This is a genomic window from Salegentibacter sp. BLCTC (assembly GCF_015143665.1).
In the GTDB taxonomy this organism is placed as follows: domain Bacteria; phylum Bacteroidota; class Bacteroidia; order Flavobacteriales; family Flavobacteriaceae; genus Salegentibacter; species Salegentibacter maritimus.
The window spans coordinates 93,990-118,737 of sequence record NZ_WYEW01000012.1 but is presented as its reverse complement, the minus strand read 5'-3'; the positions used below and the strand labels follow the sequence as shown (position 1 = coordinate 118,737).

Sequence of the window (24,748 nt, the reverse complement as noted above, 5' to 3'; positions counted from 1 at the left end):
GAAGAATCTTCGGTTTTAGAGCTTTAGAATGCTAAATTCATAATTTTTCTTCTTTAAAATTTTCATGTTGAAGTTTTGTAAAGGTGCTTTTTTGATTGTCTTAACAATTAATTAATAAATTGAGATGTAATTAAAATCTTAACAAATGAATAGAGCACTTGTACTAATTTTGTTTTGTATTGGAAGCTTTTCTTTGCAAGCACAAAACTTCTCGGTTTCGGGAACAGTAGATGAAGCGGGCACGGGCCTTCCATTGCCCGGGGTGAATATTATTGTAAAAAATACCACTAATGGTGTAGTAACCGATTTTGATGGTAATTATAGTATAAATAATATTACAGCTGGAGATGTCCTGGTGTTTTCCTATGTCGGTTTTTTACCACAGGAAATTACAGTAGCTGACAATCAAACCACTATAAATGTAAGTTTGGAAACAGATTCTGCTGCTTTAGATGAAGTAGTGGTAATTGGTTATGGAACGCAGCAAAAGAAGGATATTACCGGAGCTGTTTCGGTAGTTTCTAATGAAACTATTGAACAACTTAATCCTATTAAGGTAGAGCAAGCTTTGCAGGGTACTGCGGCTGGGGTTAACGTTACTCCATCTTCGGGGGCACCCGGTGCAGGTATTAATGTAAATATTAGAGGTATTGCCTCTAATAGTGAGAATGGCCCCTTAATTCTTATAGATGGTTATCAGGGTGATTTAAACACTATAAATCCCAACGATATAGAATCTATTTCTATTTTAAAGGATGCCCAGGCCGCCATATATGGTATTGCCGGTGCTAATGGGGTAGTTTTGGTAACTACTAAATCTGGTAAAAAGAATACCGCTCCCACTATTCAATATGATGCTTATGTAGGGGTGCAGGAAACCTCTAGAAAACTTCCTTTACTTAATGCCAGGGAGTATGGTTTACTTTTAAATGAAAGTTACGCCAACAATGGGCAGGCACTGCCTTTTACAAACCTTAGCGAACTCGGGAAAGGAACCAACTTCCAGGACGAAGTTTTTGATACTTCCCCAATTATGAGTCATAACCTTACATTAAATGGAGGTTCAGAAAAAGTGACTTACTCTTTTGGTGTTTCACATCTGGATCAGGAAGGTATTGTTGGTGCCGAAAAATCTGATTTTCAAAGAAGCACCGCCAGGTTTAATATTGGGGTAGATATCTCAGATGCCTTTCAGTTTACGGCCAACTCTATTTATACCAGTATAGATAGAAGGTCTATTAACGAAAATGGCTTAGGTTCTGTACTTTTTAATGCTTTGAATATTCCACCAACTTTCGGATTGGATCAGGAAGATGTGAATGGTAGCCTGGGTAACGAGATCATTAACCCGCTTTCACAAATTGAAAATACTTTTAATGACTATAACCTTAATAAATTTAATGGTTCATTTAGCCTGGATTATACGCCTATAAAAGAATTGACATTTACTTCAAGAATTGGATATAGCCTTTCTAATTCTAAAGGCAAAGATTTCTCGCCAATTATAGATTATGGCCCGGGAAAAGTCTTCAACAATGTACGCAGTACGGTAAACCAAAATAGAATTAATGATAATTCTTATACCTACGATCTTTTTGGAACTTACGAGAATACATTTAACGATACACACCACCTAACCGGAACCGCCGGGATGACGGTAATTAGAGACTGGGGAGATGGGTTGTATGCTACCGGATATGATGTGCCTAATAATTCCTGGGATTTCGCCGATATAAGCCTTACCACAGGAACCAATGATGGCTTAAACAATAGTGCTTATAAATATGATGTAAGAAAATTATCTTTTTTTGGAAGATTACAGTACGATTATAAAGGAAAATATCTTGTCTCTGGAATGCTTCGTAGAGATGCTTCTACCAGGTTTGGCCCTGATAATCGTGTAGGCTATTTCCCTTCAGGAACTGCCGGTTGGATTCTTTCAGAAGAAGATTTCCTTAGCGATTCTAATGTGATTTCCTTTTTAAAGCTACGAGGAAGTTATGGTATTCTTGGGAATGATGTAGCTGGTGAGGAAGGTGGAGCCGAGCAATTTTACCGTTCGTTATTAGATGGTGAAGCTACCTATGTTTTAAATGGAAGTTTGGTGAATGGCACCGCCCTGGGTAGAATTGCTAATCCGGCTTCAGGCTGGGAACAAGCCGAAAAAACGAATATTGGTATAGACCTTAGGATATTAAATAATAGAATTGATATCACTGCAGATGTATTTAGAGAAGATCGTAAAGACCTTTTAATTTCCGGCATTCCTGTTTCGGGAATCTTTGGCGGTGGGGCTCCGGGTTCTGGCGCACCAACCATAAATGCAGGAACTACCCGAAATGAAGGTGTTGAATTTGCAATAAATTATAAAGAGAATTTTGGCGATGATATTCGTGTAGGGATAGGTTATAATGCCACTTTTCTAAGAAATGAAGTAACCGAGGTAAACGGAACAGATTTCCTTCCGGGAGGCGAATTTGGAGTGGGACAACCACAGCCGGCACGTTTTCAGGAGGGTTTCCCAATTGGGTATTTCTACGGCTATAAAACTGACGGGATTTTTCAAAACCAGACAGAGGTAGAGGCGCATCCTTCACAGGCAACTTTGGGCGCACCGGCTTCTCCCGGAGATATTCGATATGTAGACATTAATGGCGACGGAGTTATAAATGTAGACGACCGCACCAATATTGGAGATCCTATTCCTACGGCTACCATGGGGCTAAACCTTAGTTTTAACTATAAAAATTTCGACTTTACGGCCTATACCTATGCTTCTTTAGGAAACGATATGGTAAGAAATTACGAGCGTAACCAGCCAAATGTAAACCGCCATGCCTATTATTTAGAAAGATGGACCGGGCCGGGAACCAGTAATGAAGTACCACGTGTAACCACGGGGGCAACCTCTAATGTAGCTTTTTCAGATTTTTATGTTGAAGATGCTTCTTATGCCAGGATACAAAATGTTCAACTAGGCTATAACCTACCTGGAACATTTCTTGAAAAAACAGGGATTAACCGTTTAAGGGTTTACACTTCGGTACAAAACCTTTACACATTTACCAATTACAAAGGCTTTGATCCTTCGGCCTCAACCGGAGAAGCCATTGGTGGCGGAATTGATTACGGGTTTTATCCCGTACCAAGAATTTTTCTTGCAGGTCTAAACCTTAACTTTTAAAAAATTGCACAATGAAGAGATACAATAACATATTCAATAAAATGCTTTTGTTGCTCCTACTGGCTTTCAGTTTTGGTTGCACAGAAGATTATCTTGAGGATACAGAAGAATACACTATAGATTCAGAAAACTATTTTAATTCTGAAGAAGATTATTATAACGCCATGATTGGTGTTTATGATGTATTACAGTCTACTTACGTAAATGTGTTGCTAGGCGAGATCGCTTCCGATAATACCTTAAGTGGAGGGGAAAGCGCCAATGATGTAATTGGCTTTCAGCAAGTAGACGAAATGACGCATACTTCCGTAAATGATAACCTGGACGATATTTGGGATTGGAATTTTGCCGGCGTGCAACGTGCCAACTATGTTCTGGAATTTCAGGACAAAACCGATTTTGAAGGTCGCGAAATGATTATCGCTGAGGTTCGGTTTTTAAGGGCTTATTTTACTTTTGAATTGTTAAAATGGTTTGGACCTATTCCAATTAAAGGAGATGAACGCTTTGTGTTGGGAGATGAAACTTCCATCCCAAGAGCTTCTACCGAAGAAGTTTATACACAAATTGAAAACGACTTACAGTTTGCCATAGATAACCTTAGTTATACCGCACCTGAAACAGGACGAGCTACAAAAGGTGCTGCCATGGCTTTACTTGGAAAAGCACATTTATACCAGGAAGAATTTGACGCTGCTGCTAATGTATTAACAGAGTTAATTAATAATGGCCCTTATGCTTTGGCCGATTTTGATACGCTTTTCCTGGAAGAAGGTGAAAACAATGAAGAATCTGTTTTTGAAGTTCAGTATACCGGGGAAGAAGGAGCAGGTTTTGACTGCTTACAATGTAGCGAAGGCAACGTAGCGGTAGGTTTTCAGGGAATAAGAAATTATACAGGTCCGCTTTTTGAGCCCGGATTTAGCTTTAACGTTCCAACCCAGGAAGCCTATGATATGTTTGCTGAAGACGATATTAGGAAAGATCTTTCTATACTGGATATAGAGGCCTGGGCCGAAGAAACAGGGGCAACTTATATAGAAGGTTATAAGCATACGGGATATTTCAACCGAAAATATCTTCCGCGTAAAAATGACAATGTAAATGATGCCAACCTTACCCAACCCAATAATTATCGTGCTATTAGATATGCCGATGTGTTATTAATGGCAGCAGAAGCTTTAAACCGGGGTGGAATAGATGACAGCCAGGCAAGAACATATCTTAATGAAATTCGTGAAAGAGCCGGTTTACAGGCTGTAGAAGCGGCAGGAAGTACTCTTACCGACCTTATTTTTGAAGAAAGAAGAAAAGAATTGGTGGGGGAAGGCCACCGTTTCTTCGACCTGGTTAGAACAGGAAGGGCAGCAGCTAATATTGATGGGTTTACATCAGGGAAAAACGAACTTTTTCCAATTCCGTTAGAAGAAATAGAATTTTCTCAGGGTAACTGGGAGCAAAATTCGGGATACTAAAAAATTAGCATTATGAAAAAACACTATAAAATAATTTTCGCATTCCTACTTACACTGCCTTTTTTAGGTTGTGAGAGTGATGATGATGCACTGGTAGATCTTAATAGCATAGCCACGCCTGCAAACCTGGGCGCTAGTTTTGAGATCACACAAGATAATTCAGGCCTGGTAACTATAATACCTAAAGGTGAAAGTGCCAATATGTATAGTATAGATTTTGGAGATGGCAGTGAAGTAGCTTCAGATATTAGACCAGGAGAGACCGTAGATCATATATATGCTGAAGGAGATTATGAGGTTGAGGTTATAGGAACTAATTTAAATGGCGTTTCGGCAACCGGTAAACAACCTCTTACTGTTTCTTTCCGTCAGCCTGAAAACCTTGAAGTAACAATTACCAAGGTAGAAGATGACAATTATGCCATAACGGTATCAGCTACAGCCGATTTTGCTGCGATGTTTGAAGTTTATTTCGGAGATGTGGACGAAGAAGACCCTACGGCATTTATGATAGGTGAATCTGTTACGCATACCTACGATGCTGTTGGGGATTACGATGTTAGAGTGGTGGCCTTAAGTGGTGGTGCGGCGACTACCGAAACTACTCAAACAGTAAGTATTACAGATCCATTATTTTTACCTATAGATTTTGAATCTGCCACCAAGAACTATACATTCTATAATTTTGGAGGTGGAGAAGGTGCTGGAGCTCCTATAATTGATAATCCAGATCCAAGTGGCATTAATACCAGCAATAGGGTTGCATCTTATACCAAGCCTGCAGGTTCTGAGGTATGGGCAGGAACCAATATTGCGCTAGATGAGCCTATAGATTTCTCTTCTGAAAAATATATTAGTGTAGATGTATGGTCTCCAGCGGCAGGAACCCCGGTTATTTTAAAGATTGAAAATCTTGATGATGCCGATGTGAATGTAGAAAGTACTGTAGAAACTACGGTAGCTAATGAATGGGAGACACTGGTTTTTGATATGACCGCAGTAGATCCTGCCGTTGAATACGGAAGATTAGTGTTGTTCTTCAATTTTGGAACTTCGGGAACCGATGAAACATATTATTTCGATAATATTCAAACCACTACTTTAGAACCCTTGGGGCTTCCTATAACTTTTGATAGCGAACTTATAGATTATACCCCCGGTGCTTTTAACGGTGCCTCTTTTGAAATGGTTACCAATCCAGACCAATCTGGGGCTAATACTTCAGATGCAATGGTAGGTGCAATTACCAATAGCGGAAATGCTTACGAAGGGGTTTCTTTTAACTTGCAGGAACCGGCCGATTTTAGCGATGATAATAAAACAATCACCATGAAATTCTGGTCAGATGTAGCACTTCCTGTTTTATTGAAATTTGAAGGTGGTGTTAATGGCGAACGTCAAACGGAAGTGTCTTCTAACCATACCGGAACTGGTTGGGAAGAAGTGACTTTTAATTTTAGCACAGATGCCATTAAAAGTTATATTGACGGATCACAGGGAGTTGGAGAGGCATTTGTTCCAACCGGGCAATATGCTACCATGACGATTTTTGTAGATGGACCGGGCAATACGGCTGGAACATTCTATCTGGATGATATTGGCTTCCAAATGGGAGAAACCACTTATATCTCTTTGTTTAGTGATTTTGGTGACGATGTAAATGTAGATACCTGGTTAACAGAATGGTCTAATTCAGACTATGAAGAAATAGAGTTTGATGGCAGGCTAACCAAGCATTATTTTAATCTTGGCTTTGCAGGAATTGAAACTCTAGCTGAACCGATTGACGCTAGCGAAATGACCCATTTTCATACCGAAATCTATACGGGTAACGCTACAGAATTCAAAATAAAATTAGTTGACCTAGGCCCTGACGGGGTTTATGCGGGAGATGATCTTTCTGAACATGAGGTTGTAATAGATAATCTACCCCAAAACCAGTGGGTGAGTTTAGATATTCCATTATCAGACTTTACCGGCCTTCAAGACAGGGCACACATTGGGCAGCTTATTTATTCGGGCATACCTACAGGTGAAGCAGATGTATATCTGGACAATATTTATTTCCATAACTAGAATTAAAAATAATTGATAATGAAAAATATACTAAAAACAGGTCTTATAGCATTGCTACTGGTATTTGCCGGTTCTTGCTCTAACGACGACTACGATATTGGCGAGATAAGCGCTCCTACCAACCTTCAGGTAGAAACCGAAATCCTTGGCCAATCTGGAGATATGCCTCAGGGAGATGGTAGTGGGCAGGTAACCTTTAATAGTGTAGCTGATGGGGCCATGACTTATAAATATGTTTTTGATAACGGAAGTACGGTAACTTCTCCCAGTGGTGAATATACACATCAATTCTCTGAAACTGGAACTAAGGTTTATACGGTTAATGTTATAGCCTATGGTGCTGGGGGTACTGCAAGCTCTACCACAGTAGATGTAGAAGTGCTGGTTACCTACGAACCACCGGCCGATTTATTAGAAAAATTAATTGGAAAAGAGTGGCGGGTTAAGGCCGAAGTTCCCGGTCACTTTGGACTTGGACCTGTAGGTGGGGTTGTTCCTACTGAATGGTATGCTGCCGGGGCAAATGAAAAAACTGGAACCGGAATGTATGACGATCGTTATATCTTTAATGAAGATGGTACGTTTACCCATATTACCAATACCAATAATGATGATCCAAACCCGGATCCATCAGGAACTGTATTTGGCCGAATTAACCTGGTAGATCAGCTTGGTGCATCTTGCGATTGTGAAGTACAGGGGGCAGATGTTCTTAATATACCTTATAACGATTATACCGAAAATTGGTCTATATCGGCTCCGGGAGGAAAAGAAACCATTAACCTTACGGGCTTGGCATTTATTGGTTACTATATTGGAGGTGATCACAAATATGAGATTTTTGACCGTTCTGGTACCAATGAGCTTATTCTTAAGTCTACCGATGGTAATGGCGAATTCGACTGGTGGTTTATTCTTACCTCAGATTCGGCAGAAGAGGAGGAAGAATTTGAAAGTGAATTTAATACCGAAGTATGGTCTGATGAGTTTGATGGCGATGCGCTTAATACCGATAACTGGAACTACGAAATTGGTAATGGAGACAATGGCTGGGGTAATGGAGAAGCCCAGTACTATACAGATGAACAGGATAACGTACGTGTAGAAAATGGTAATCTTATTATCACCGCAAAAAGAGAAGCTGAAAGTGGCTTCGATTTTACTTCGGCAAGGTTAACAACTAAAGATAAATTTGAGTTTACCTATGGCCGCGTAGAAGTTCGTGCAAAATTACCTGCCGGTGGTGGAACCTGGCCGGCCATTTGGATGCTTGGTGCCGGTTGGCCCGAAGAATCCTGGCCTGGAGTGGGAGAATTGGATATCATGGAATTTGTAGGAAACGACCCCGATAGAATTTCGTCGGCCTTACATTTTCCAGGAAATTCTGGCGGAAATGCCATTGTGGGAGATACAGAGGTTTCTGATGTAACTTCTGAATTTCATATATACGAAGTAGAATGGACCTCAGAAAAGATCACATTCTTAATGGATGGTAAGTCACATCTTGAATTTGATAATAATGATGCCACGCCATTTCAGAGTGATTTTTACTTATTGCTAAATGTGGCAATGGGAGGAACTCTGGGAGGAAATATTGCTGAAGATTTTCAGGAGTCGTCTATGGAAGTAGATTATGTGAAGGTTTATCAGGAATAACCTTATTTTAAAAATCAGACTGCCTGATTGCTATGTGATTATACTCGAGAATCGAGGTTTGTAAAATCCGGGATCCTGCTTCGAATTTCAAAATTCTTTTAAAGAACACCTCGCGGTCTTGTCGCGAGGTAGTTCCCCCGGTGGAATCTAATTTGTTTGTAGGCCACAAATAATATTATCACGCACATAGTTCAGGCAGTTTTTTATTCGCAAAAAATGAAAAAACGATGTTTATTAGGTTTTTTCCTGTGCTGCTTTTTTATAGCAAAAGGCCAGGATACAACCATACCAAGTTCGGTTAAAAACGTAGAAGCTAAAGTAGATTCGGTTTTAGCTTTAATGACCCTTGAAGAAAAAGTTGGGCAGCTAGTTCAATACAACGGAAGTTGGGACCTTACCGGCCCTGCTTCAGAAATGAATAATAAACAAAAAGAGGAAAACCTAAAAAACGGAAAAGTAGGTGCTATGCTTAACGTGTTATCGGTAGAAGCTACTCGCAAAGCACAAAAGCTGGTGATGGAAAATTCCCGGCTAAAAATTCCTTTAATGTTTGGGTATGATGTAATACACGGGTATTCCACTATTTTCCCCGTACCACTGGCAGAAACCTCTAGCTGGGACCTTGAAGCAATGGAGAAAACAGCTCAAATTGCAGCCCTGGAATCTGCGGCCAATGGAATTAACTGGACCTTCTCGCCCATGATAGATGTTTCACGCGATGCGCGTTGGGGAAGAATAATGGAAGGATCTGGCGAAGATCCTTACCTAACTTCTAAAGTAGCGGTTGCTAAAGTACAAGGCTACCAGAGTAACGATCTTGCCAACCCGCATACTATAGCGGCTACCGCCAAGCATTTTGCCGGTTATGGTTTTGGTGAAGCCGGGAGGGACTATAATACCGTGCATATTGGTGAAAATGAATTGCACAATACCATTCTTCCTCCCTTTAAGGCAGCAGCCAAAGCAGGTGTTGCTACTTTTATGAATTCGTTTAACGATATAGACGGTACACCGGCGACTGCACATAAAACTTTACAAAGGGATATCTTGAAAAGAGATTGGAATTGGAACGGATTTGTAGTTTCAGACTGGGGTTCTATTCCAGAAATGATAGCTCATGGCCTGGCTAGAGATAAAAAACACGCGGCCCAATTAGCTTTAAATGCAGGTAGCGATATGGACATGGAAGGCGGTGCCTACGAAATTGGCCTGGTAAGTCTTGTAGAAGAAGGGAAAGTAAGCGAAGAATATATAAATGATGCCGTAAAAAGAGTACTTAGGGTAAAGTTTAAGCTGGGCCTTTTTGAAGACCCTTATTTATATGCCAATCCGGAGCTTTTAGACCAAATATCTTTTGAAGAGCATAAAGCTGTAGCTCGCGATGTAGCTAAAAAATCTATTGTGCTATTAAAAAATGAAAAAGGTTTACTTCCCATTCAGGATTCTGTTAAAAAAATTGCGGTAATTGGCCCCCTGGCCAACGATAAAGATACGCCAATAGGAAACTGGAGAGCACAGGGAAAGTCTAATTCGGCCGTGTCTTTATTGGAAGGTTTACAAAATAATGTGAGTAAAGAAGTAGCGATTAGTTATGCTAAAGGTGCCGACCTTGGTATGGGAGAAAGAAGTTTTCTAATGCCTTTAGAAATTAATAGAACAGATACATCGGGCTTTCAGGAGGCCATAACCAAAGCTTCGGAAGCCGATTTGGTAATTATGGCTCTGGGAGAAGATGCCTTCCAAACCGGCGAGGGTAGAAGTCAGGTAGATATTGGTCTGGTTGGAGTTCAGAAAGAATTGCTTAAAGAAATTCAAAAGGTGAACAAGAATATTGTTTTGGTGCTTATTAACGGAAGACCACTGGAGATCACCTATGCTTCAGAAAATATTCCGGCTATAGTTGAGGCCTGGCAATTAGGTTCAGAAAGCGGTAATGCGATTGCCGATGTTTTACTGGGAGATTACAATCCTTCAGGAAAACTACCGGTTTCTTTTCCAAGGGCTGTAGGCCAGGAACCCTTATATTATAATCAAAAAAATACAGGGCGTCCTTTTAATCCTACCCACGTAACGTATTCTGGTTATACCGATGAAAAGAAAGATGCACTTTATCCTTTTGGCTTCGGACTCAGTTATACGTCTTTTGAATACGGAAATTTATCTATATCTGAAGAAGAATTAACTCCTGGAAACTCTATTGAAGTTAGTTTTAGTTTAAAAAACACCGGTGAAAGGGAAGGGAAAGAAATTGCCCAGTTGTATATAAGAGATTTGGTAGCCAGTACCACCCGTCCCGTGAAGGAACTTAAAGGTTTTAAAATGGTAAAATTGGCTCCCGGAGAATCTAAAACAGTTACTTTTCAGATCAATGAAGAGATGCTTCAGTTCTATTCAGCCAATAAAAAATGGGAGGCAGAGGCCGGTGAGTTTGAAGTTATGGTAGGTGGAAACTCTCGTGATCTGCAAAAAGTAAAATTCAGTTTAAAAAAATAAGTATGAAGAATAGAATTTCAATTTTCGGACTATTTCTTTTAATAGGTTTCCCTCTTACGGCACAGGAGCTAATTTGGGAAGAAAATTTTGATGGTAATTCCCTAAATATGGAGAATTGGAGCTATGAAACCGGTGATGGTTGCCCCGATCTTTGTGGCTGGGGAAATAATGAGCGCCAAATTTACAGCAAAGATTATGTAGCTGTAAAAGATGGAAATTTAGTGATTACTGCCAATAAAATTGGAGATGCCTATTATAGCGGAAAAGTAAATACTAAAGATAAGTTCGAGTTTCAATACGGAACCGTTGAGGTTCGTGCAAAATTACCCGATGGGCACGGTCTTTGGCCGGCAATTTGGATGTTGGGTGCTAATATAAATGAGGTGGGTTGGCCCGCCTCTGGCGAGATTGATATCATGGAGTTTGTGGGCAGGCAGCCCGATACTATTCATAACGCGCTGCATACACCGGCAAGTCATGGAAATACTGAAAATATTAAAACCACGCCCATAGAAAATGTTACTTCAGATTTTCATGTTTTTAAAATGAACTGGACCAAAGATGCGATTACTTTTTATATAGACGATAAAAAGACCTATGTCTTCTCTCCTTCAGAAAAAAATGAAAAAACTTACCCTTACAGGCATCCGTTTTATTTATTATTGAATCTTGCTGTAGGCGGAAATTTTGGAGGACCTGAAGTTGATGATTCTATTTTTCCAAAACAATTTTTAATAGATTATGTAAAGGTTTATAAATACCAAGACAGTAAATAACTATTGTTTGCCTCTCTCTTGTAGATTGAGGTTTAGTCGATAATCTAAATTAAATATTTGTAGGCTTAATCAATCTTAAAAGCTCAAAACCTCGTAGGTTTTCTGCGAGGTTATTTTTGTTTTTAAATGTATAATTTGGAGTGAAATCCTGGATTATTTTGGGTGGATAGTTTTGGTATTTTCAATACCTTCGCCTTATAAATGCACTTTTTATGTATAAAACTAATTATTGGGGAACAAAAAAATGTTTTAAGATTGTCCGACAATTTTTTGATTATGTTTTATGAAAAAACATTAGATGAATGAGTATGGTTTATTGAGTTTGATTTCAAGGCGTCTATTAGTAGTATTTATAGATTATAGTAATAATCAAATGATGCGAATAATGGCTTAAACCATTAAAAAAAAGTGTTTTGTCAGTAAAAAAAGAAATAATTATTACCAGGTAAATAAGCGCTAAAAACCTTACAATACTTAGTAGGTTTTGTTAAAGTTAAACTAATTTTTATTATTTTTATAAGGTGTTGCCCCCTCTACACAAAACTAACGTACCTACTTTCTCGTTAATATATAGAATACAGAGTTTTTAGTGACTAATATTATGACAGTAATTTAGGTGCAAATTATGAGGAGCAGGATAAAAATATTATGTGCAATAATTGCGCTGCTTTTATCTTTAGATATAGCAGGACAGGCGCAAAGCCATAAATTGCCGCCACCTCAAATGGAAGGAGTGTCTGGTGATAGCGTACCTCCTCCTCCCGGTCTCCCTATAGATTTTGGGATTTCGGCTTTACTAGCTGCCGGTTTGGGCTTGGGGATTCATCATCTTAGGAAAAAAAAATAATTATTTTAATTCCTGGATACGCTTTACATATTTCCCTATCACATCAAATTCCAGATTTACAAGATCCCCCTCTTTTAGAAACTTAAAGGTGGTATGTTTATAGGTATAGGGAATTATAGCCACGCTAAATTCATTCCTTTTTGAATTCACTACAGTAAGGCTCACGCCATTAACAGTAATAGAACCTTTTTCTATGGTAATATTTTGTAGGGCCGGGTCATATTCAAAAGTAAACTCCCAGCTACCATCTTTTTCGGTTACTTTTTTACAAACTGCGGTTTGATCTACGTGTCCTTGCACAATATGACCGTCAAGCCTGGCGCCGAGTTTCATTCCTCTTTCCAGGTTTACCGGTGCATTTTCCTGTAAATGCTTTAAATTGGTTTTTGCCAGGGTTTCAGCCACCGCGGTTACGGTATATTCATTTTCAGCAATAGAAACTACGGTAAGACAAACACCATTATGGGCTACACTTTGGTCTATTTTTAATTCGGGTGTCATCGTTGCTTTTATACTTATATGCATATTTCCACCTTCGTTCTGAACGCGACTTACTTCTCCTACTTCTTCAATAATTCCGGTAAACATATCTTTGGATTATTCTTACATTTGTGATGTAAAAATAGAAATAAACAGGAGAAGTTTAATGAAATACCGACCAACAAATTCAGATTTAAATCTGAAACAATATTGTTAGTGTTTCACTAAATAGCGAATCCCGATAATTTTAAGCAGATGAAGCAAGCAGAAAAGGTGAAATTAGGAATAAGTATAGGAGATTTAAATGGAATTGGCAGTGAAATAGTGCTCAAAACCTTTGACGACTCCCGAATGCTGGATTTTTGTACGCCTATTATTTTTGCTTCAACCAAAGTGCTTACTTTTTTAAAGAAACAGTTCAAGCTTTCTTTACATTTTCAGGGAATAGACGATGCCTCTAAAGCGATAGATGGAAAGATTAATGTGGTAAATGTTTGGAAAGAAGGTGTGAATATAAATTTTGGAGAGGAAGATCCAAAAGTAGGAAGCTATGCGTTTAAATCTTTACAGGCTGCAACAAGCGCGCTTAAAGAAGACCAAATAGATGTGTTGGTGACCGCTCCCATCAATAAACATAGCATCCAGTCTGCCGAGTTTAATTTTCCAGGCCATACAGATTATTTGGCAAAAGAACTGGAGGGCGAAAGCCTCATGTTTATGATTACCGATACATTGAAAATAGGTTTACTTACAGATCATGTGGCCCTAAAGGATATTGCGAATACCATTACACCCCAATTAATTGAAAAGAAATTGAAAATTATCCAGGACACTTTGAAGCAGGATTTTAGGGTTCAGAAACCTAAAATAGCAGTTTTAGGTATTAATCCGCATAGTGGCGATAATGGGGTTATTGGGAAAGAAGATGAAGAAGTTTTAAAACCTACGCTTCAGAAATTGCGGGATAAAGGAGATTTGGTTTTTGGTCCATTTTCGGCCGATAGCTTTTTTGGTTCTAAAAATTACGTGAATTTTGATGCTGTGGTGGCCTCTTACCACGACCAGGGGTTAATTCCGTTTAAAACTTTGTCTTTTGGTAATGGAGTTAATTTTACTGCGGGATTGAGCAAAGTGAGAACCTCACCAGATCACGGTACCGCTTTTGAGATTGCGGGTACTAACTCGGCAAATATTAATTCGTTTAAAGAAGCTGTTTTTCGTGCAATAGAAATCTATAAATGCCGTGAAGAATATAAGGAGCTTACTAAAAATCCCCTAAAGAAACAGGGTAGAAAGTTATAAACAAAAAATTGTTTATAACAAGGCTCTAATTTATTAATTTTTATATATTTGCACCCGCCTAAGCCAAAGCGGTCCATGGCATGAAACTGATGATGAGATGAGGAATTTAGCAGCGTATACAATCCCTTTTGTAGGTTTAAAGCTGGGAAAACACCAGTTTGAGTACGATATTGATAATAAGTTCTTTGAGCATTTTGAGTACGACGATCTTAACAGTGCCAATGTGAAAATTGATTTGTTGTTGGAGAAAAAAACAACAATGATGGAGCTTACTTTTAAAGCTTCCGGTGCGGTTAACGTAAATTGTGATATCACTAATGAGCCATATAATCAGCCTATTGAGGGTAGTTTGTATTTGGTTGTAAAATTTGGTGAAGAATATAATGACGAAAATGAAGATTTATTAATTTTGCCCCACGGTGAATATGAAATAAATGTTCAGCAATATATTTATGAGCTTATTGTGCTTTCTGTACCTTTAAAAAGGGTTCATCCCGGGGTAGAAGATGGCACCTTAGATTCAGACGTACTGGATAAACTTGAAGAATTAAGTATTAGTAATAACGAGAATAAAAATGATGAGGATGAAATAGATCCTCGCTGGGATAAATTAAAAAACTTATTAAACGATAAATAACAGCAAGCCATGGCACATCCAAAGAGAAAAATCTCTAAAACAAGAAGAGATAAAAGAAGGACACATTATAAAGCTTCGGTACCAAAAATAGCTACAGATCCTACAACAGGAGAGGCTCATTTGTACCATAGAGCACACTGGCATGAAGGTAAATTATATTACCGAGGCCAGGTCCTAATTGATAATACTGAAGAAATAGAAGCTTAATTGAACATAGAGCTTTAACTTTTATAAAAACTCTCACCCACGTGAGAGTTTTTTGTTTCAAGTTGAATAAGTGCTAAAAAGACCTTAATTTGCACGCCCAGTTAAAGAAAAATTAGTACTTTTCTTTAGGCTTTTTACGTCTCTATAGGCGTAGAATGGGTATTAAAGTGAAATCTATGAATAAAATCACAGCAGCCATTACCGCTGTGGGTACCTATGTACCCGAGGATGTGTTAACCAACAAAATGTTGGAAGAGATGGTGGAGACCAACGATGAATGGATCTTCAGCCGAACCGGTATTAAAGAACGCCGAATTTTAAAAGACCCTAATAAAGGAACTTCATTTTTAGGAATAGAAGCAGCCAAAAATTTGATAGAGAAATCAAATCTCGATCCGAAAGAGATAGATTTGGTGCTTTTGGCTTCTGCAACTCCAGATTTACCTGTAGCCGCTACAGCGGTTCATATCGCTACGCAAATTGGTGCTACCAATGCGTTTGGATATGATCTTCAGGCCGCTTGTTCCGGATTTTTATATGCCATGTCTACGGCTTCGGCCTATATTGAATCTGGCCGGTATAAAAAAGTACTAGTGATTGGGGCCGATAAAATGTCTTCTATAATCGATTATACCGATAGAACTACCTGTATTATCTTTGGCGATGGCGCAGGTGCAGTACTTATGGAGCCTAATGAAGAAGGCCTTGGGTTACAGGACGAAATTCTAAGAAGCGATTCTATTGGAAGAGAATCTCTAAAAATAGAAGCCGGAGGTTCACTAATGCCTCCAACCGAGGAAACAGTAGCTAAAAAATTACATTATGTAAGGCAGGATGGCAAAACTGTATTTAAGTTTGCAGTGTCTAATATGGCAGGCGTTAGCGAACAAATTATGGAGCGCAATCAGTTAACCAATGATGATGTAGATTGGCTTATTGCACACCAGGCAAATAAACGAATTGTAGGAGCTACGGCTCAGCGTATGGGCCTTGAAGATAATAAAGTGCTTATGAACATTGAGCGCTATGGAAATACTACATCGGCTACTTTGCCTTTATTGCTTGGAGATTACGAAAAGCAATTCAAAAAAGGAGATAATTTAGTTTTTGCTTCATTTGGAGGCGGCTTCACCTGGGGAGCAATCTACTTAAAATGGGCATATAATTCTTAAAAAAACCAACACCCTAACATTATGGATTTAAAAGAAATTCAGAATTTAATAAAGTTTGTAGCCAAGTCTGGTGCCAGTGAGGTAAAACTGGAGACGGGCGATGTGAAAATTACGATTAGAACAGGCTCAGACGAAAAAGAAACTATTGTTCAACAAGTGCCAATGGGTGGCCAAATGCCACAAATGCCTGCGCAAGTACAACCGCAGCAACCACATGCACCGGCACCATCTCAGGAAGAAAGTGCACCACAACAAAAAGAGAGTAAATCGGCTGCAGAAGACGATTCAAAATATATTACGGTAAAATCTCCAATTATTGGAACTTTCTATCGTAAACCTTCTCCAGATAAACCAACCTTTGTAGAAGTTGGAGATTCGGTTAAAGAAGGAGATGTGCTTTGTGTGATTGAAGCTATGAAACTTTTTAATGAGATAGAGAGCGAAGTTTCAGGAAAAATAGTAAAGGTATTGGTAGACGATGCTTCACCGGTAGAATTCGATCAGCCTTTATTCTTAGTAGATCCATCATAAATTACTGCCCATTTAGCTTAAGGCGTTTTGTCCTGGGCCAAAAAAACAATAGGTATGTTTAAAAAAATATTGATTGCAAACAGGGGCGAGATCGCTTTACGCGTAATTCGTACCTGTAAAGAAATGGGAATTAGCACAGTGGCGGTTTATTCTACCGCAGATGCTGAAAGCCTTCACGTAAGGTTTGCCGATGAGGCCGTATGTATAGGGCCTCCTCCCAGTAATTTATCTTATCTTAAAATCTCAAACATCATAGCTGCGGCAGAAATTACCAATGCCGATGCTATTCACCCCGGTTATGGTTTTCTTTCTGAAAACGCAAAATTTTCAAAAATTTGTGAAGAGCACGATATTAAATTTATAGGTGCTTCTGCCGAAATGATTGGAAAAATGGGGGATAAAGCAACGGCTAAAGCTACTATGAAAGCTGCCGGGGTTCCCTGTGTACCGGGATCGGAAGGGATTATTAAAGATTTTGAGGAATGTAAAAAAATAGCCAAGGAAATTGGTTATCCGGTTATGCTAAAAGCTACTGCAGGTGGTGGTGGTAAAGGTATGCGTGCCGTATGGAAGGAAGAAGACCTGCAAGCTGCATGGGATTCTGCAAGACAGGAATCGGCTGCAGCTTTTGATAATAATGATATGTATATGGAAAAGCTCATTGAAGAGCCTCGCCATATAGAAATTCAGGTAGTTGGAGACAGTAGGGGGAAAGCATGTCACCTTTCTGAAAGGGACTGCTCGGTACAACGCCGTCACCAGAAATTAACCGAAGAAACACCTTCTCCTTTTATGACCGATAGCCTTCGGGAAAAAATGGGAGAGGCAGCCGTAAGGGCCGCAGAATACATTAAATACGAAGGTGCAGGTACTGTAGAGTTTTTGGTAGATAAACACCGTAATTTCTACTTTATGGAAATGAACACCCGTATACAGGTAGAGCACCCAATTACCGAACAGGTAATAGATTACGATCTTATTAGGGAACAAATCCTGGTTGCAGCGGGAGTTCCAATTTCGGGTAAAGATTATTTCCCAAAATTACACTCTATAGAATGCCGAATTAATGCCGAAGATCCTTATAACGGCTTTAGGCCTTCGCCGGGAAAGATCACAAATCTTCACGCACCCGGTGGTCATGGGGTAAGAATAGATACGCACGTTTATAGTGGGTATATTATTCCGCCAAACTACGATTCTATGATCGCGAAATTGATCACTACCGCCCAAACCAGGGAAGAGGCGATCAATAAAATGAAACGCGCATTAGATGAATTCGTAATAGAAGGTATTAAAACCACAATCCCGTTCCATAGACAACTTATGGACCATCCCGATTATATTGATGGGAATTACACCACTAAGTTTATGGAAGATTTTGAAATGAAACCACTCGAATAAGAGTAAGTTTCAGCGTCATTCTGAACTTGTTTCAGAATCTAACATCTGGAATATTTAAGCATAAGACCTCACAGGTTTTCTAAACCTGTGAGGTCTTTTTTGTAGTTACAAACTTTAAGGTTTCATTCTGAATTAGTTAAATAATTGAATTAATTTTAAAAAAATTAATAATAAAACCCGGAATAATACGTTTTTTATATATTTTAGTATAAAATTAACTAAAACCTCATTATAAATAAAAAAACTACTTGATACTATCCATTTGTATAATTTTGATTGGCTGCGAAAAAGATGCCATGGTTACTGAAAATGAAATTAATAGATGAAAACTCTGTATCGTATTATAAAACCGCGAAAAAAGAAGATGTTTTAAACTATTTAAACTCAGAAAAACATAAGAAAAAATCGTCTTTTGTTACCAGTATAAACATAGCTGGTTTAAAAATAGAACCTTTGGTAAATACCGACCAATTGATTACTGTTGTTCCAGCTACTACCAAATATGAGCATACCTTTAGTAGACTTTTACTAATGGAAGTTCAAAATGAAATAGAAGCAGTAGCTTTTATCATGCACGGAACTGAAGAGGATAAAACTACAAATTTTACCGGGGAAATTATGGTGGCCGATTTAGATGGTAATTTTATAATAGGTTATCGAGTGAAGCAAGGTATGTTAACTCATACAGTTTTTGATAACAATAATTCAAATAAATTAAGTTCGAAATGTGAAACTGATGATAGTTGTGGCTTCCATATGTCCCAGGGCGACGTGGTAGTAACCGCACCCATACCCTATGTTTCTATAACCCACATTTATCCTAATAATGATGGCGGTGGCGGAGAGAACACTTATTATTCCCCTGGCGGTGGTGCTGGAACTGTTTCTACAGGTGCTTTCAGCTTTAATTTGAATGAGATGATATTTGATGAAGGAGATAAACCTCTTGAGGAATATGATGATAAATGTACTGGTATAAGTAGAGTTTGGGAACTTAGTCAACGGGATGGTGATGAATATGCTGCTGTTTTAACTTTAGATGGTGCAATATTAATTACTCAACAATTAGGTACAAGAGGTGGAGGTATTAGTGGTATTTATAACTATAATGGAACCACTTACTATCAATATCCAGCATCCCAAGGAAGGCCGTCAAGAACTTATTCCGGGCAGCTAAATTCTTCCGATAGGTATTTTATTCCAATTATTGCCACGATGCATAGTCATACACCTTGTATTAATGACGGGACAAATGGAATAACTAACAACACAATTAATGATGATCAAAATTTTGCAAGTTACTATCCTAATATTAATCATTATATAATAGGTTGTAATGCTGTTGGTCAATTTAATGGTTCAAGTAATCAAGTTTTTAATGTTCATACGGGTAACTTAAACACTATTTGTAATAATATAAATTAATTTTTATGAGATATTTTAAGATATTAATATTTTTATTTTTCATACAATTGAGTCACTCTTATGCTCAGAATTTAAAAATTCAAGAAATTAATTTAAGTAACAACGTATTAGAAAATGAAATAATTAATTTTATTGATAATAAAAAGCAGGAATACACCAATTTTAATGATTTTGGTTACATTAAAGTTACATTAGACTATTATAATAGCCAAGCAAATCAAAAAGAGTTATCACACATTTTTTCAATCAAAGACCAGTATATTCCTCTAAAGACTGAAGCTAACTATCCATTGTTTTTCACCTACATTGATGATAAAATTGTTCTTTTATATACAAATGAGTTTAGGTTAATTAATGAGATTAAATTTTCTAAAAGGTCGAAAAGAAAACTGGAAAAAAAAGTTAATAAGTCTTTAGGTAAAACAGAACATGTGATTGCATATAATTCTAAAGGAGAAAAAGTTATTGATGATAAAGATTTTAACCCCAATGAGTCATTTAATATACACGGAGGTATTAAGTTGAAAATTTACGGCGATAACACTGTAGAAATAATTAAAACTAGCAGTAATAATTAGTTTTAATGAATTTTAAAATGATTCATTTTATTTCATAGACAACTTATGGATCACCCAGACTATGTTGATGGGAATTACACCACTAAGTTTATGGAAGATTTTGAAATGAAACCACTCGAAGAAGATTAAGTTTCAGCGTCATTCTGAACTTGTTTCAGAATCTAAAATCTAGAATAATTAAACATAAGACCTCACAGATTTTATAAACCTGTGAGGTCTTTTTTTTATTACCCTGAATTTATTTCAGGGTATAATATTTTCGAATGATACATTACAGGTTTTAAAAGCTATGAAGTTTTTTTATAACTGTCAATTTAAAAAAGAAGCTCTTTCTGCAAGCACTTGGTATTAAAATTAAGATTGAATTTTTGTTTTCATTAATTATATATAACCGGCTAATGTCCTGCTTCTAAAAATTTTTCATAGAAAGTAAGTATTTAGTAGGGATTATTTGTTAAGTTTCAAATTTAAAGCTTTAAGTTATCAAAAATTAACTTAAATTTTATTAAATAAAAAAAATTTACTTATTATTCAGTATTTGCATAATTTTGATTGGCTGCGAAAAAGATACTATAGTTGTTGAAAAAGAAATTATAGATGGAGACTCGGATTTTTATTATAAAACACCAAATAAAGGGGATGTTTTAGATTTCTTAAATTCAAAAAAAGCACAAAAAAATCGCCTTTTATTACCAGTATGAATATGACTCATTTAAAAATGGAACCTTTGGTGAATACCGACCAATTGATTGCTGTAGTTCCTGCTATTACTAAATATGAGCATACCTATAGTAAGCTTTTACTAATGGAAGTACAAAATGAAATAGAAGTAGTCGCCTTTATAATGCACGGAACTGAAGATGAAGAAACTAAAAATTTTACCGGGGAAGTTATGGTAACCGATTTAGATGGTAATTTTATAATAGGTTATCGAGTGAAGCAAGGTACGTTAACTCATACAGTTTTTGATAACAATAATTCAAATAAATCAGATACGAAATGTGAAACTGATACTAGTTGTGGCTTCCATTTGTCCCAGGGCGAAGTCGTGGTAACTGCACCGGCCTCAAGGCAAACTCCTTATTTTTACATAACCCATATGTTTCCTCCATTAGGTGGTGGGGGTAATAATACCGACTCTTATTACACAGGCGGCGGTGGAGGTGGTACTGGTACTGTTTCGAGTACAAATAATGATAGTACTGAAGAGGATAAGATTGATACAGAAAAGCTGAATAATCCTTGTGTCGTAGGAATTATTGAAGAACTTCTTAAGAAGGATATAACACTATCTGGAGACCTTTCACATATCTCTCAGTATATATTAGAATTGTTCAAAAATTCAAGCTCTAATAGTCTTTATTTTGAAAGTAGTCAATTAGGTCTTGATTCTAATGGAAATCAAATTAATGCGCAAACTACCCCCTACTTGGATGGATGGAAAATTAATTTAGATACTGATCTTCTAGCGGATGCAACTAAACTTTCAATAGCGAAGACAATAATTCATGAAACAACCCATGCTTGGATCAATTATACTCTCCAAGAGAATAGGACCTCTGATATGGTAACTGATCTTAACCTTATCTATCAACGCTTTAAAAATCAAAATCGTGCTTTTAATTTAACTCAACACGAGTTTATGGGGCAATATGTAGAAGTGTTTTCAAATTCTTTGTCAGTATATGATAATCATCGTTTTTCCAAGGATTATTATGTAAATTTAAGTTGGGGCGGTTTAGAAACATCAACATCGTACTCGCAACTCAATAATCAAAATGAAATTCAAAATATTATAAGAAATGAAAGATTTAATAAAACCGATGCTAAAAGCACCCCTTGTCCTTAAATTTATGGTTTTTCTTTTTCTTATTTTTTCATTAAAGATGAGAGCTCAGAAGAATTGCGACGTTAGAACTTATGAAATAATTAATACAATCTTTAATACTGGAGAAACAGAAATTTATGATACAACTTTATTCCATAAAGGTTGGGCAAGCTATTTTGAAAGTTATCAGGAGATTTTTAGTCGTGTTGGAATTCCAACTTCAATTTCAAACAACCATTTGAAAGAAATTCTCGGGGAAGACGAATTAAGAAAAATCAACTCTGCTATATACAGTCTCCAACCTTGTAGACTTTCTTCAAAATATTTAAACGATAACATCTTTCTCTCCAAGAAATTTGATAGTAAAAAAGCAATTTCCAAAGGGGTTTTTCGTATTAGCCGACCCATATTTGTAGGTAAAGATATTGCTATTTTAAAAAAAGAAAGTTTATACGAATCACCAATTTTCATACTTCAAAAAAGAAACGATGTCTGGGAAATAATCTACACTTTCTACGATTGGTATGTACTGGATGAATAATTATTCGGTGAGAAACTTCTAATAATTTATCTGTTATATGATGATTTAATTTTGATTTTAAAATGAAACCACTCGAAGAAGATTAAGTTTCACCGTCATTCTGAACTTGTTTCAGAATCTAACATCTGGAATATTTAAACATAAGACCTCACAGATTTTTTAAATCTGTGAGGTCTTTTTTATTTAAGCACTTTTCTTTCGTTACCCTGAATTTATTTCAGGGTCTAATAACTTGAAAATCTAAATGTGGTGAAAATTCAAAAAAAGATTAAACTAGAGCGAGTAGAGTTTTATGCAGTCTCATTTTTTATTTCGTATTTTCATTGAAAATTAACCAATTCCATGAACCTTTCTTACTGGGAAACCAAAACCTGGTTTTCAAATATTGATTTTTGCATTATCGGCAGCGGGATTACGGGTCTAAATTGTGCTTTAAACTTAAAAACACGTTTTCCAAAATCTAAAATCCTGGTTTTAGAACGTGGCACCTTACCAAATGGAGCAAGTACAAAAAATGCCGGTTTTGCTTGTTTTGGGAGTGTTTCTGAGATCCTGGATGATCTAAACTATCATTCTGAGGAAGAAGTATTACAACTTATTCAAAAGCGGTTAAAGGGCTTGAATTTGCTTCGGAAGAATTTGGGAGATAAAAACATAGGCTATAAGGAATATGGGGGCTACGAACTTTTTACCAAAGAAGATCGGCCACTTTTTGAAGAATGTAAAGCAAAGCTACCTGAGCTCAATAAAATGCTGGAACCGCTGTTTGGAGAGGCTGTGTTTAGTATTCAAAAAGATAACTTCGGTTTTAAGAATATTCAGAAAAAACTCATTTTTAATCAGTTTGAAGGGCAGTTAAATACCGGGAAAATGATGGAAACTCTGCTTCAGAAAGTGCAAAAGGCCGGCATCAAAATCCTGAATAATGTTAACGTTGAAGAATTCACGGAGGCCAAAAATTCGGTAAAGATTAAAACCGATAAATTAGAATTTTTAGCAAGGAAATTATTGATAGCTACTAATGGTTTTTCAGAGAAATTGGGGATTGCGCAGGTAAAACCGGCACGTGCCCAGGTGTTGATTACCAAACCGATTAAAAATCTGGAAATCAAAGGCACATTTCATTTAGATAAAGGCTATTATTATTTCAGGAATATTGACGATTGCATTCTTTTTGGCGGTGGTAGGAACCTGGACTTTAAGACGGAAGGAACCACCGAAATGGCGCAAACAAAACTTATTCAGCAGAAACTTGAGGAATTACTTAAAAATACTATTTTGCCCGAAACTTCTTTTGAAATTGAACATCGCTGGAGCGGAATTATGGGCGTTGGAAAACAGAAAAAACCCATAGTAAAACAGATTTCAGAAAACGTTTATTGCGGAGTGCGATTAGGCGGTATGGGCGTTGCCATTGGCAGTTTAGTAGGAAAGGAACTTTCAGAATTGATAATATGATGAAGAAACTTTTCAAATTTATCCTAAAACTGATAAGTGTTTTACTCCTGTTTTCCATTTTTATGGTCTTGCTATATAAATGGTTACCGGTGCCCTTTACCCCTTTAATGGCTATTCGGTATTTTGAGAATCCCGAAGAAGAAATTCGGCATACCTGGGTGTCCCGGGAAGATATTTCCCAACACTTACAGTTAGGCGTAATTGCCGGTGAAGATCAAAATTTTGTAAAACATAATGGTTTCGATTTTGAAGCTATAGAAAAGGCCATAGAAGATAACCAGAAAGGAAAGCGGGTGCGTGGCGCCAGCACAATTTCCCAGCAAACTGCAAAGAATGTGTTTTTATGGCCGGGAAGAAATTGGTTTAGAAAAGGCCTGGAGGTTTATTTTACGTTTTTAATCGAAACTTTCTGGAGCAAAGAACGAATTTTAGAGGTGTACCTGAATAGTATTGAGATGGGGAAAGGAGTTTACGGGGCTGAAGCTGCAGCCAAGCATTGGTTTAATAAATCGGCTGCGAACCTTTCTATTTACGAAGCCGCTGCAATTGCCGCTATTTTGCCTAATCCCAGGGAATATAAGGCAAACCCTGCGAGTAGTTATATAAATGAGAGGAAAAACTGGATTGTGCGGCAAATGCAGAATTATGGAAGATTTCATTTGGAGTAAATTATAAAATAAT

General features: G+C 37.4%; 20 protein-coding genes. 19 read left to right on the top strand and 1 reads right to left on the bottom strand.

Annotated features, from left to right (window positions below):
* Positions 1–145: 145 nt before the first annotated feature.
* The 7 genes from GUB10_RS14315 (at position 146) to GUB10_RS14285 (ending at position 12,507) form a co-directional block, all read left to right on the top strand.
* Entirely contained in the window at positions 146–3,184 is a 3,039-nt protein-coding gene (locus GUB10_RS14315; RefSeq protein WP_193712149.1) for a TonB-dependent receptor, read from the top strand.
* Between the two features lie 11 nt (positions 3,185–3,195).
* Positions 3,196–4,659 (top strand): RagB/SusD family nutrient uptake outer membrane protein, encoded by a 1,464-nt coding sequence (locus GUB10_RS14310; protein WP_193712148.1) that lies wholly within the window; start codon positions 3,196–3,198, stop codon positions 4,657–4,659.
* A gap of 12 nt (positions 4,660–4,671) precedes the next feature.
* Positions 4,672–6,735, top strand: coding sequence for a hypothetical protein (locus tag GUB10_RS14305; RefSeq protein ID WP_193712147.1), 2,064 nt, complete (start codon positions 4,672–4,674; stop codon positions 6,733–6,735).
* An 18-nt stretch (positions 6,736–6,753) separates the two neighbouring features.
* Positions 6,754–8,391, top strand: coding sequence for a family 16 glycosylhydrolase (locus GUB10_RS14300; protein WP_193712146.1), 1,638 nt, complete (start codon positions 6,754–6,756; stop codon positions 8,389–8,391).
* A 216-nt stretch (positions 8,392–8,607) separates the two neighbouring features.
* The gene (gene bglX, locus GUB10_RS14295; RefSeq protein WP_193712145.1) at positions 8,608–10,884 is read left to right on the top strand and encodes a beta-glucosidase BglX; all 2,277 of its coding nucleotides are present in this window, start codon (positions 8,608–8,610) and stop codon (positions 10,882–10,884) included.
* A gap of 2 nt (positions 10,885–10,886) precedes the next feature.
* Positions 10,887–11,660 (top strand): family 16 glycosylhydrolase, encoded by a 774-nt coding sequence (locus GUB10_RS14290; RefSeq protein WP_193712144.1) that lies wholly within the window; start codon positions 10,887–10,889, stop codon positions 11,658–11,660.
* Positions 11,661–12,285: 625 nt separating this feature from the next.
* Positions 12,286–12,507: a PID-CTERM protein-sorting domain-containing protein gene (locus GUB10_RS14285; protein ID WP_193712143.1), complete on the top strand. Its 222-nt coding sequence runs from the start codon at positions 12,286–12,288 to the stop codon at positions 12,505–12,507.
* Here the strand turns inward: GUB10_RS14285 and GUB10_RS14280 are convergent, their stop codons facing one another.
* Complete coding sequence (locus GUB10_RS14280; RefSeq protein ID WP_193712142.1) at positions 12,508–13,095, bottom strand: riboflavin synthase; 588 nt, start codon at positions 13,093–13,095, stop codon at positions 12,508–12,510.
* 147 nt (positions 13,096–13,242) lie between these two features.
* Between GUB10_RS14280 and pdxA the strand changes: the two genes are divergently transcribed.
* From pdxA to mtgA, 12 genes are all read left to right on the top strand, one after another.
* Positions 13,243–14,289: a 4-hydroxythreonine-4-phosphate dehydrogenase PdxA gene (gene pdxA / locus GUB10_RS14275; protein WP_193712141.1), complete on the top strand. Its 1,047-nt coding sequence runs from the start codon at positions 13,243–13,245 to the stop codon at positions 14,287–14,289.
* A gap of 97 nt (positions 14,290–14,386) precedes the next feature.
* Positions 14,387–14,926, top strand: coding sequence for a DUF177 domain-containing protein (locus GUB10_RS14270; RefSeq protein WP_193712140.1), 540 nt, complete (start codon positions 14,387–14,389; stop codon positions 14,924–14,926).
* Between the two features lie 9 nt (positions 14,927–14,935).
* Complete coding sequence (gene rpmF / locus GUB10_RS14265; RefSeq protein WP_037318365.1) at positions 14,936–15,133, top strand: 50S ribosomal protein L32; 198 nt, start codon at positions 14,936–14,938, stop codon at positions 15,131–15,133.
* Between the two features lie 176 nt (positions 15,134–15,309).
* Positions 15,310–16,305, top strand: a complete 996-nt coding sequence (locus GUB10_RS14260) for a beta-ketoacyl-ACP synthase III (RefSeq protein WP_193712139.1) — start codon at positions 15,310–15,312, stop codon at positions 16,303–16,305.
* Positions 16,306–16,326: 21 nt separating this feature from the next.
* Positions 16,327–16,836: an acetyl-CoA carboxylase biotin carboxyl carrier protein gene (accB, locus tag GUB10_RS14255; protein WP_193712138.1), complete on the top strand. Its 510-nt coding sequence runs from the start codon at positions 16,327–16,329 to the stop codon at positions 16,834–16,836.
* A 54-nt stretch (positions 16,837–16,890) separates the two neighbouring features.
* Complete coding sequence (gene accC, locus GUB10_RS14250; RefSeq protein ID WP_193712137.1) at positions 16,891–18,237, top strand: acetyl-CoA carboxylase biotin carboxylase subunit; 1,347 nt, start codon at positions 16,891–16,893, stop codon at positions 18,235–18,237.
* A 291-nt stretch (positions 18,238–18,528) separates the two neighbouring features.
* Positions 18,529–19,662: a hypothetical protein gene (locus tag GUB10_RS14245; protein WP_193712136.1), complete on the top strand. Its 1,134-nt coding sequence runs from the start codon at positions 18,529–18,531 to the stop codon at positions 19,660–19,662.
* Positions 19,663–19,667: 5 nt separating this feature from the next.
* A complete protein-coding gene (locus tag GUB10_RS14240) occupies positions 19,668–20,240 on the top strand; it encodes a hypothetical protein (protein WP_193712135.1) in 573 nt (190 codons plus the stop codon).
* 718 nt (positions 20,241–20,958) lie between these two features.
* Complete coding sequence (locus GUB10_RS14235) at positions 20,959–22,089, top strand: hypothetical protein (protein WP_193712134.1); 1,131 nt, start codon at positions 20,959–20,961, stop codon at positions 22,087–22,089.
* A complete protein-coding gene (locus GUB10_RS14230; protein WP_193712133.1) occupies positions 22,043–22,609 on the top strand; it encodes a hypothetical protein in 567 nt (188 codons plus the stop codon). The genes GUB10_RS14235 and GUB10_RS14230 overlap by 47 nt, the downstream gene beginning before the upstream one ends.
* Positions 22,610–22,951: 342 nt before the next feature.
* Positions 22,952–24,067 carry an FAD-binding oxidoreductase gene (locus GUB10_RS14225; protein WP_193712132.1) on the top strand — a complete coding sequence of 372 codons (1,116 nt, stop codon included), beginning with the start codon at positions 22,952–22,954 and terminating at the stop codon, positions 24,065–24,067.
* Positions 24,064–24,735: a monofunctional biosynthetic peptidoglycan transglycosylase gene (gene mtgA / locus GUB10_RS14220; protein ID WP_193712131.1), complete on the top strand. Its 672-nt coding sequence runs from the start codon at positions 24,064–24,066 to the stop codon at positions 24,733–24,735. Before GUB10_RS14225 ends, mtgA begins: the two co-directional genes overlap by 4 nt.
* The last annotated feature ends 13 nt before the right edge of the window (positions 24,736–24,748 follow it).

What these genes read in the sequence shown, in the direction of transcription:
- GUB10_RS14315 (WP_193712149.1), top strand. Translation starts at nt 146, where the DNA reads ATGAATAGAGCACTTGTACTAATTTTGTTTTGTATTGGAAGCTTTTCT.
- GUB10_RS14310 (WP_193712148.1), top strand. Translation starts at nt 3,196, where the DNA reads ATGAAGAGATACAATAACATATTCAATAAAATGCTTTTGTTGCTCCTA.
- GUB10_RS14305 (WP_193712147.1), top strand. Translation starts at nt 4,672, where the DNA reads ATGAAAAAACACTATAAAATAATTTTCGCATTCCTACTTACACTGCCT.
- GUB10_RS14300 (WP_193712146.1), top strand. Translation starts at nt 6,754, where the DNA reads ATGAAAAATATACTAAAAACAGGTCTTATAGCATTGCTACTGGTATTT.
- bglX (WP_193712145.1), top strand. Translation starts at nt 8,608, where the DNA reads ATGAAAAAACGATGTTTATTAGGTTTTTTCCTGTGCTGCTTTTTTATA.
- GUB10_RS14290 (WP_193712144.1), top strand. Translation starts at nt 10,887, where the DNA reads ATGAAGAATAGAATTTCAATTTTCGGACTATTTCTTTTAATAGGTTTC.
- GUB10_RS14285 (WP_193712143.1), top strand. Translation starts at nt 12,286, where the DNA reads ATGAGGAGCAGGATAAAAATATTATGTGCAATAATTGCGCTGCTTTTA.
- GUB10_RS14280 (WP_193712142.1), bottom strand. Translation starts at nt 13,095, where the DNA reads ATGTTTACCGGAATTATTGAAGAAGTAGGAGAAGTAAGTCGCGTTCAG.
- pdxA (WP_193712141.1), top strand. Translation starts at nt 13,243, where the DNA reads ATGAAGCAAGCAGAAAAGGTGAAATTAGGAATAAGTATAGGAGATTTA.
- GUB10_RS14270 (WP_193712140.1), top strand. Translation starts at nt 14,387, where the DNA reads ATGAGGAATTTAGCAGCGTATACAATCCCTTTTGTAGGTTTAAAGCTG.
- rpmF (WP_037318365.1), top strand. Translation starts at nt 14,936, where the DNA reads ATGGCACATCCAAAGAGAAAAATCTCTAAAACAAGAAGAGATAAAAGA.
- GUB10_RS14260 (WP_193712139.1), top strand. Translation starts at nt 15,310, where the DNA reads ATGAATAAAATCACAGCAGCCATTACCGCTGTGGGTACCTATGTACCC.
- accB (WP_193712138.1), top strand. Translation starts at nt 16,327, where the DNA reads ATGGATTTAAAAGAAATTCAGAATTTAATAAAGTTTGTAGCCAAGTCT.
- accC (WP_193712137.1), top strand. Translation starts at nt 16,891, where the DNA reads ATGTTTAAAAAAATATTGATTGCAAACAGGGGCGAGATCGCTTTACGC.
- GUB10_RS14245 (WP_193712136.1), top strand. Translation starts at nt 18,529, where the DNA reads ATGCCATGGTTACTGAAAATGAAATTAATAGATGAAAACTCTGTATCG.
- GUB10_RS14240 (WP_193712135.1), top strand. Translation starts at nt 19,668, where the DNA reads ATGAGATATTTTAAGATATTAATATTTTTATTTTTCATACAATTGAGT.
- GUB10_RS14235 (WP_193712134.1), top strand. Translation starts at nt 20,959, where the DNA reads ATGGAACCTTTGGTGAATACCGACCAATTGATTGCTGTAGTTCCTGCT.
- GUB10_RS14230 (WP_193712133.1), top strand. Translation starts at nt 22,043, where the DNA reads ATGAAAGATTTAATAAAACCGATGCTAAAAGCACCCCTTGTCCTTAAA.
- GUB10_RS14225 (WP_193712132.1), top strand. Translation starts at nt 22,952, where the DNA reads ATGAACCTTTCTTACTGGGAAACCAAAACCTGGTTTTCAAATATTGAT.
- mtgA (WP_193712131.1), top strand. Translation starts at nt 24,064, where the DNA reads ATGATGAAGAAACTTTTCAAATTTATCCTAAAACTGATAAGTGTTTTA.